This window comes from Mycobacterium sp. 852002-40037_SCH5390672, assembly GCF_001665875.1.
In the GTDB taxonomy this organism is placed as follows: domain Bacteria; phylum Actinomycetota; class Actinomycetes; order Mycobacteriales; family Mycobacteriaceae; genus Mycobacterium.
In genome coordinates this window covers 137,470-146,793 of the sequence record NZ_LZTA01000078.1, presented here as the reverse complement: position 1 = coordinate 146,793, position 9,324 = coordinate 137,470, and the positions used below count along the sequence as shown (strand labels likewise).

4 protein-coding genes and 2 pseudogenes are annotated in these 9,324 nt (G+C 60.3%); 1 reads left to right on the top strand and 5 read right to left on the bottom strand.

Features of this window, described 5'->3' with window-relative positions; translation table 11 throughout:
- Nucleotides 1-210, top strand: a pseudogene (locus tag A5782_RS26840) (hypothetical protein); the annotation flags it as partial.
- A gap of 153 nt (nucleotides 211-363) precedes the next feature.
- On the opposite strand, the pseudogene A5782_RS26835 reads toward A5782_RS26840, so the two are convergent.
- The 5 genes and pseudogenes from A5782_RS26835 to A5782_RS13510 all read right to left on the bottom strand — a co-directional run.
- Nucleotides 364-525, bottom strand: a pseudogene (locus A5782_RS26835) (SAM-dependent methyltransferase); the annotation flags it as partial.
- A 233-nt stretch (nucleotides 526-758) separates the two neighbouring features.
- Complete coding sequence (locus A5782_RS13525) at nucleotides 759-2,030, bottom strand: glycosyltransferase (protein ID WP_067100417.1); 1,272 nt, start codon at nucleotides 2,028-2,030, stop codon at nucleotides 759-761.
- A 172-nt stretch (nucleotides 2,031-2,202) separates the two neighbouring features.
- A complete protein-coding gene (locus A5782_RS13520; RefSeq protein ID WP_067100414.1) occupies nucleotides 2,203-5,109 on the bottom strand; it encodes an RND family transporter in 2,907 nt (968 codons plus the stop codon).
- Nucleotides 5,110-5,197: 88 nt separating this feature from the next.
- Nucleotides 5,198-8,089 carry an RND family transporter gene (locus A5782_RS13515; protein WP_067100411.1) on the bottom strand — a complete coding sequence of 964 codons (2,892 nt, stop codon included), beginning with the start codon at nucleotides 8,087-8,089 and terminating at the stop codon, nucleotides 5,198-5,200.
- The gene (locus tag A5782_RS13510; protein WP_231986680.1) at nucleotides 8,086-8,451 is read right to left on the bottom strand and encodes an MmpS family protein; all 366 of its coding nucleotides are present in this window, start codon (nucleotides 8,449-8,451) and stop codon (nucleotides 8,086-8,088) included. The genes A5782_RS13515 and A5782_RS13510 overlap by 4 nt, the downstream gene beginning before the upstream one ends.
- Nucleotides 8,452-9,324 lie beyond the last annotated feature (873 nt).

Sequence of the window (9,324 nt, the reverse complement as noted above, 5' to 3'; positions counted from 1 at the left end):
AGCAACGACGGTGTCATGCTAAAGGCGCTGAGCCAGGCCGGAATCCGACATTTGGGAGTGGACCCGGCCGCAGTCGCAGCCGACGTGGCGGCGACCTACGGCGTCAGCGTGTTGAAAGACTTCTTCAACGCATCGACGGCTACCAAGATTCGCGACTGCGGCCGGGTCCACTCCCAAATGTCGGATTCCGGCCTGGCTCAGCGCCTTTAGCATGACACCGTCGTTGCTGCCGATTTCTACGACGAAGCTGTCCGGATCACTAGCGCAGGCCTGAATGATTCGCTCTGCCACGCCCTCGCCGTGTTTGCGAATCACTGAGGAACCGGAAGCACGGTACGGGTACTCCGCATGAAACATTTGGGCTGCGGGAACTTCGTGAAGCTGTTGCACCATTGTGCACGAGGTGCAGAGTCCGATCGCAAGTCGGAAGAACGGCACTGTGGAGGCTTCCTCAGGGCGCATAAAGGCGTTCGAGATGGGCTGGCGGCCGAGATCCAGAACCTGGCGGACCTCGCCTTCGCACACGCGGCAACTGTGCTCGGTCAAGCCTGGCCCCTATCACGCATGTCAGTACCGGCAGTGGCGACCCTAGACCGAATTGAACTCGCCACGTTCTAGAAGTTCCCTAACATCAACTCACCACGGAATCGATCATGGCATCTTGCCCGCAACCCAGCAAACACTCATGAGACCGGGGACTGCCCGCGAGGCAGTCGTGGCCATCGTCGTAGCGGTGAGCTCGTTGGCGCGCCCGCGTCTCAGTGTGCTTTGCGGCGAACCGCGTCTTCCAGGAGATCGGCGGCCCTGTTGATACTTTCGGCGGGTTTGGTCATCCGTCCGGCGAGTTCGCGCGCTCGAAGGGCGCATTCGGGGGAGAGGGTGCGACGCAGGTCGGTAACAAGTGATTGTTGCGTTGTAGCCGAGAAGCGCCGGGCAGTGCCGACGTTCAGCCGTTTGACCTGATTCCCCCAGTACGGCTGATCGGCCGAACTCCAGAGGATCAGCGTAGGCACCCCGGCGCGGAGACTTGCCGCCGTGGTGCCCGAGCCGCCGTGGTGGACAATCGCGCGGCACGCGGGAAAAACCGCAGCGTAATTCACCACACCCACTACTTTGAGGTGGTCGTGAGTTGGTACGCAGCCGAAGTCGTTCCCGCCGAAGCAAACTAACGCCCGCTCGCCTAATTCCGCACATGTTGCGCTGATCATCGCGATGGTGTCGGCAGGCGACTCCACCGGAATGCTGCCAAAACCGAAACACACAGGCGGTGTTCCGGCGGCCATCCACGATGTGACGTCCTCGTCGGCGTCGGTGGTCAACTCCATGGTGAGCGCGCCAACAAAGGGGCGCCGGTCGTGCCATTTCGCCCATTCGGCGCCCAGCTGGGGAAAGCAAACCTCGTCGTAGGCTTGGATTTCGAGCGTTCCACGTTCTGCGATGCGTCGCGATGAGCGTTGTGTTGCCGTAGGCAGGCCGAGTTTACGGCGCTGCGCGTTGTCGACCTCCTTCGTCGAGCGCCAAAACAGCCACTCGGTCGCGGTCATGGTGGAGCGGACAGCCCGCGCAGGTGCGCTCGGAACGAGTTGGCCGTTGGCACGCATCGGAAAGTGATGCAACGTTGCCAGCGGAATGTCGTGATGCTCCGCAACGTTGGCGGCGGCCTGCTCGAAGTTCAGGCCGGTGGACAGCAGGTCGGCGCCGTCTGCCAGCGACAACAGGGTCGTACTGGCGTCGTCCCAGTAACGGATAATCGGCTCCCAAACTTTGCGCACCACCCGGAGCGAACCGCGGATCGTCCATAGGTTGCGGAACAAATCCCTCCACATGTTGCGCAGGAACTCCTCGTCGAGGAAGTCCTTTACTTCCGGACCGTAGGGGACCGCCGACAGCCCCACCCCCTGGGTGAAGTCGACGAGTTCGGGCGGGACAGCCATGCAAACGTCGTGTCCTCTGCGCAGCAGCTCGCGACCGACAGCAGCGGAAGGTTCGATATCACCGCGAGTTCCGTAGCATGCCAGGACAAATTTCATAAAGGATCCTCGACTGTCGTCGTCATTCGCCTAGTCGACGTCAACTGCACAGCACGCACCAATCCCAGTTTTACCTCCAATAGTGGATTGCGCTGTCAAGCAGTGGAAAGGGGTGTCGCGACTGCAGCATCGTATCGGCGCTGACTGCTCGTTAGGCGCGGGGAATGGAACCCTACACGGACAGCCTCGGGATCTCTGTCGTGGGAGCGTCCGCATCGTCGTCGTGGAGCAGGGTGCGCACCGCCGGACGCGATCCCACGGAGCGAAGCAGCAGACTGGCAGGCCGAGGGCGAACCAACTGCGGCCACCAGAACCACCGACCGAGCAGCGCGGCGATGGTAGGCGTCATGAACGAGCGCACGATCAAGGTGTCGAACATCAGGCCCAGGCCGATTGTTGTACCGACCTGACCGATAATGCGCAAATCGCTGACCACCATCGAGGCCATGGTGAATGCGAATACCAGACCCGCATTCGTCACGACTTTACCGGTACCGCCCATCGCGCGAATGATGCCCGTATTTATGCCGCCGGCGAGTTCCTCTTTCATACGCGACACCAGTAGCAGGTTGTAGTCGGATCCGACCGCCAACAAGACGATGACCGACATCGGCAGCACCATCCAGTACAACTTGACGCCGAAGATGTACTGCCAGATGAGCACCGATAGCCCGAATGATGCGCCCAACGACACCGTCACGGTGCCCACGATGACCAGGGCGGCCACAAAACTTCGGGTGAGGATGAGCATGATGATGAAAATCAGACAAAGCGCACCGACGCCCGCGATAAAGAGGTCGTAAGTGGAGCCGTCCCGGAAGTCCTTGAACGTCGACGCGGTACCCGCAATGTAGATCTTGGAGTTCTCCAGCGGCGTGTTCTTGAGCGCTTCTTCTGCCGCCATCCTGATCTTGTCGATGCGGTTCACGCTTTCAGAAGTCGCGGGATCCCCGCGGTGCGAAATGATGAAGCGAGCGGCCTTTCCGTCTGGTGACAAGAATTGGCTCATTGCGCGCTTGAAGTCCGCATTATCGAAAATTTCGGGCGGCAGATAGAACGAGTCGTCATTCTTGGAGTCGTCAAATGCCTGCCCCATCGCGGTGGCGTCCTTGTTGTTGCTGTCCATCTGGCCGATGATCCCGGACATGGTGCTGTGGTTCGTCAGCATCATCCGCCGCATGTCCTCCGACATCGCGATCATCGGCGGATATTGCTCGAGCAGCTGTGGCATCAGCCGGTCCATGTGATCAAGGTCCTGCAGCATATACGTCAGTTTGTCGCTAAGCGTATCGACGCCGTCGAGAATCTCGAAGATACTTCGCAACGACCAGCATATCGGGATGTCGTAGCAATGTTTTTCCCAGTAGAAATAGCTGCGCAGTGGCCGGAAGAAATCCTCAAAATCCGACATCTTGTCGCGTAGCTCATTAAGAACGAGGGCCATTTCTTTGGTCTTGGCGATCGTGTCATGCGTAATTTCAGTCATGCGCTTTTGCAATGTATAGATGCGTTTCATGATCTCGATTTGTTTGGCGATCATGTCCGCTTGGACGAGCATGTCATCCATGCGCGCGCTTATGTATTTCATGTCCTGACCCATGGTCGCTTGTTGCATGCTGAGCAGGAACGGAATCGAGGTGTGTTGGATCGGCGTTCCCTCGGGCCGCGTAATGCCCTGCACGCGGGAGATCCCGTGAACCCCGAAGACTCCCTTGGCAAGTCGGTGCAGCACCAAAAAATCCGCCGGGTTCCGCATGTCGTGGTCGGCTTCGATCATCAGGATCTCGGGCATCATTCGAGATTGGTTGAAGTGACGATCGGCGGCCGCGTACCCGACGTTGGCGGGAACGTTGTCCGGCATATAGAGCCGGTTGTTGTAGCTCGTCTGGTAGCCGGGCAAGGTCACCAGGCCGACCAGGGCGACCGCGATCGTGGCGCACAGGATGGGGGCGGGCCAGCGAACGATTGCGGTGCCGATTCGCCGCCACCGGCCGAATCCGATCGTGCGCGTCGGGTCGAATAATCCGAAGCCACTGCCGACGGTCAGGACCGCCGGAACCAACGTCAGGGCGATCAGCACCGAGATGAGCATGCCCACGGAACACGGCAGGCCCATGGTCTGGAAGATGGGCATGCGGGTGAAGCTCAGGCACAACATCGCTCCGGCAATGGTCAAACCGGAGCCCAAGACCACGGGAGCCACGCTGCGATAGGTGGTGAAGTACGCGGTTTCCCGGTCTTCGCCGGCCTGGCGCGCCTCCTGATAGCGGCCGAAGAAGAAGATCGCGTAGTCGGTGCCGGCGGCCATAGCCAGGGCCACGAGCAAGTTGACGGCAAACGTTGAGAGCGCCATCAGGTTGTTGCTGGCGATGAACGCGATGACACCCCGTGCGGCGAAGACCTCGACCCCGACCGTGAGCAGCAACAGGATCACGGTGGTGATCGAGCGGTACACCATGAGCAGCACGATGAAGATGATCAAGGCGCCGATCATCGTCATTTTCAGAATGGATCGGTCGCCCGCGAGTTGCATATCGGAAAAGAGCGCTGACGGACCGGTGACGTAGGCCTTGAGCCCGGCCGGCGGTGGTGTCCGCGCGATGACATCGCGGATTGCTTGCACGGATTCCTGACCGAGGGTGGTGCCCTGGTTGCCGGCCAGGTTCAACTGGACATAGACGGCCTTGCCGTCCGGGCTCTGGGCGCCCGCCGCGGTGAGGCGGTCTCCCCATAGGTCCTGCACGTGCTCGATATGCTTTGTGTCGCTTCTTAACTCATGAACCAGCTTGTCGTAGTAGGCGTGTGCCGGGTCGCCGAGCTGCTGGTCTCCCTCTAGCACCAGCATCGCGAAGCTGTCCGAGTCGGACTCTTTGAAGTCCCTGCCCATGCGCTGCATAGCCTGGACCGCCGGCGCATCTTGAGGGGCCAAGGGCACCGAATGCTGTTGGCCTACAATCTCGAGCCGCGGCACCCCGAACGTCACCAGCAGGGTCAGCGCCACCCACCCGATGATGATGAGCACCGAAAGACGCCGGATGTTGCGCGCGAAGCCGGGAGGGCGGGTGCGTTCGGTAGTCATGCGACCCTCAGCAGGCACGCGTCGCTATTGCCCTGTGTCACAGTGTTCCCCACGGTCGCTGTTCCCCTCCTGAAGTGGAAGCCGCCACTTATTGCGGCTGCTTCAGGAGCAGTGAACGCACCAACGGCCGAGGCCCGGTGGGCCGCAGCATTGTGCTGGCCGGGCGCGGGCGCACCAGCTGTGGCCACCAGAACCAACGTCCCAGCAATGCGGCGACGGACGGCGTCATGAATGCGCGCACAATCAGCGTGTCGAACAGCAAGCCCAGGCCGATCGTCGTACCCGTCTGCCCGATGCTGCGCAGGTCGCTGACCACCATCGATCCCATGGTGAAGGCGAACACCAGGCCGGCGTTCGTCACGACCTTTCCGGTACCGCCCATGGCGCGAATGATGCCCGTGTGGATCCCGGCACCTATTTCCTCCTTCATGCGCGATACCAGCAGCAAGTTGTAGTCAGAACCCACCGCCAACAGCACGATCACGGAGGTGGAAAGCACCGTCCAGTGCAGCTGCATGTGCAGCAAGTACTGCCAGACCAGCACGGACAGTCCGAAGGACGCGCCGAGTGAAAGCAGAACCGTGCCGACGATGACCATGGCGGCGATGAAGCTTCGCGTCATGATCAGCATGATGATGAAAATGAGGCAGAGCGCGGATACGCCGGCAATCAAGAGGTCGAATTTAGATCCGTCCACCAGATCTTTGGTGATCGCCGCCGTACCGGTCAGATAGATCTTGGCATTCTCCAGGGGAGTGCCCTTGAGCGATTCTTCGGCCGCCGTCCTGATTGGTTCGACCCGGGAGAGGCCTTCCGGTGTCTGCGGGTCACCCCGCTGCGAGATGAGCAGACGGACGTCTTTCCCGTCCGGTGACATGAACACCTTCTCGACCCGCTTGAAGGAGTCGGAGCCGTTGATGATCCCTGGCGGGAGGTAAAACGAGTCGTCGTTTCTGGAGGCATCAAAAGCCTGTCCCATAGCACTGGGATCCTTGGCGCTCGAATCCATTTGGCCCATGACCCCGGACATGGTGCTGTGCATGGTCAGCATCATGTTGCGCATGCCCGACATGGTTTCGATCATGGGCGGGATCTGCATGACCAATTGCGGCAGCACGGCATCCAGCTCGTCGAGGTTCTTCACCAGATCGCCCAGTTTGTCGCTGATCTCGTCGACGCCGTCGATCGCGTCGAAGATGGATCTCAGCGAGAAGCAGATCGGGATGTCGTAGCAGTGCTTTTCCCAGTAGAAGTAGCTGCGGAGTGGGCGCCAGAAATCCTCGAAATCCGATACGTGATCTCGCAAATCCGACGTGATGTCCTGCATTTCATGCGTCGTCTTGACCATGTGGTGAGTCGTGGCGACGAGCTCCTTCATCAGATCCAGCATGTGCTGCATGATGCCGATCATCTTCCCCAGCTCATTGGCCTGGGTGAGCATGTCGTTCATGCGGTCTTTTTGGAAAGCCATATTCTGCATCTGGCTCGCCTGGCCCATGCTCACAATCCAGGGAATCGTCGTGTGCTGCAGCGGGACTCCCTCAGGGCGGGTCACCGTCTGCACGGTCGCAATTCCCGGAACGGCCAAAACGCCCTTGGCGAGTTTGTTGATGACCAGCATGTCCGTCGGATTACGCAAATCATGATCGGTCTCGACCAACAGAATCTCAGGCATCAACATCCGCTGACCAGGGAAATGCCGAGCCGCGGCCGCATACCCCACATTCGCGGGAATGCTTTGCGGAATGAATTTCTGGTCGTCATAGCTGGGCCGATAATTCGGCAGGGTCAACAGCCCGATCAGCGCGACAGCCAATGAAGCAATGAGGATGGGCGCCGGCCACCGCACGATGGCAGTACCGATCCGTCGCCACCTGCGGGCCGAGAGCGCCCGGCGTGGCTCGAACAGACCGAACCGGGCGCCGGCGGCCAGAAGCGCCGGTCCCAACGTTATAGCGACGAGCACCGCAATGGATATGCCGACGGCACAGGGGATACCGAGCGGCTGGAAGAAGGGGAGTCGGGTGAAGCTGAGGCAGAGCACCGCGCCGGCGATGGTCAAACCAGAGGCCAAGACGACCTTGGCGACCCCGTTGAATGTGGTGTAGAAAGCCTCTTCCCGACTTTCTCCCGCCTGCCGTGCCTCTTGATATCGACCGACGAAGAAAATGCCGTAGTCAGTTCCCGTCGCGATGACCGCGGCGACCAATAGGTTGACGGCAAAAGTGGTGAGTCCGACCAGCCCGAGATGACCGAGAAGGGCGACCATTCCGCGCGCGATCTGCAATTCCAGGCCGACGATCAGCAACAAAAGAATGACCGTGACTATCGATCGATAAACCAGCAGCAACGTCAGGAAGATGACGCTAAGGCTGGCTAAAGTAACTAAAATGATGGTCTTTTGACCGGCGATATTCATGTCCGCAACGATGGGCGCGGGGCCGGTGACGTAGACCTTGAGACCGGGCGGCGGCGAAGCCTCCTGCACGATCTTCCGGACTGCTGCCACGGATTCGTCGCCCGCGGCCGCGCCCTGATTGCCGTTCAGGTTCACCTGGACATATGCGGCCTTGCCGTCCTGGCTTTGCGCGGCACCGCGGGTAAGCGGATCGCCCCAGAAATTCTGGACGTGCTGCACATGCTTGGGATCGTCTTCCAGGAGGCGTACCAAGCGGTCGTAATACTTGTGTGCGTCGTCGCCGAGTTGCTGCTGGCCCTCCAGCAGAATCATGGCCAGGGCGCCGGAATTGGTCTCCTGGAAGTCCTGGCCGAGGCGCTCCATGGCCTTGAAGGACGGTGCCCCCAACGGGCTCAGCGAGACCGCATTCTCTTTTTCGACCTGCTCCAGCGAGGGAACGCCGATGCTGATCAGGACGGCGATCGCGAGCCAACCCAAAATAATAGGGACGGACAGGCGATGGATGATCCGCGCTATACGTGGTCGCGCGGCCGGCTGAGTCTCCATTTGGGGGGTACTCATGTGGCCGTCAACACGCAATAGGTGAATGCATTCAATTCGTGCGAGATCCTCTCGGCTTTCACGACGCCGTCGACCACGATGCGGCAACCGAGACTATCGCTGTTGCCCTGCGCCACCACATTTCCCACGATCGATGGCAACGTCGTCGAGATGTCGAAGGTCCACGGCAACGGTATGCCGTTGATATGGTTCGGCTCGCCATTGGCGTCAAAGTAGCTGATGTCGGCCATCGACCCGGCGGGGCCGAAGACCTCGTACTTCACGTGCTTGGGGTTGAACGGTTTGGTGTCTTGCTGTCTGGATTCGGCGTACGACGGACGGTGCTCGGAGCCGAAGACGCCGTGCAACCGCGAGACAGTCATGCCTCCGGCGACGACGACGGCGACGATGACCAGCGGGATCCACAGCCGGCCAAGGAAACCGAAAACCCCAGGTCCCCTTTTCGGACGAGCCTTTTGAGGGCTTTGCTGCGTGGGTCCAGTTGAAGATCGACGACCAAAGCCCAGGAAACCACGTTGGCTAATGTCTCGTCCTTCCGCGATGGTGTTGTCGGGCCGGGCCCGTACATCCGAATCGACCACTGCGCCCCCTTCAGCCGTGTCCACGCCTGCTCGGCCCCAGCCTCTCAAGCATGCAACTACACCCCGGTCGCGACACGCCAGATTGCGGCGCTGCGAATGTGGTGCGCGTGGCAGACCAGTCGTGCCTCGGACACCTCACGCGAGCCCACCCCGGGGAGCGCGACCAGGTCCTGATGAGTAAACCACGCCAGTCGCTTCCGTATCAGGGCTTTTCCAACGCGATACGGGATCGTAATGCCGATCCCGTGCGTAACCGGCATTTGCTGAGCGACAAATCTTCTCGTTCACTTTTAGTTCTTCGGCAATGCCGCCCACCCACCTAAGCACAGCGGGTGCACTGTGTCATCGGCTGGGCTATCCGGAGGCGTCTTGCCAGCATCTTCCCAGCTTTCGCCTCTGGGTGATTTTTCACCCCCTACGCCTTCGGCTAGGCTACGTGTCGACAAGCACAATAACTTCATCGGCCTGAAGGACGTGCCTGCCCCAATAGCGATATCTCGCAGTCACGCCATTGATGCAGGTCACTGCAGCGAATTTAGGGGCATCGGGGCCCCGCCGCACACCAATCACACGATGGCGTCGACAGCCTTCTAGGCCACACCAGGAACTTTGTCCAAACCACGGACGAGCGCTCTAGGGCTCAACTATGGTTTG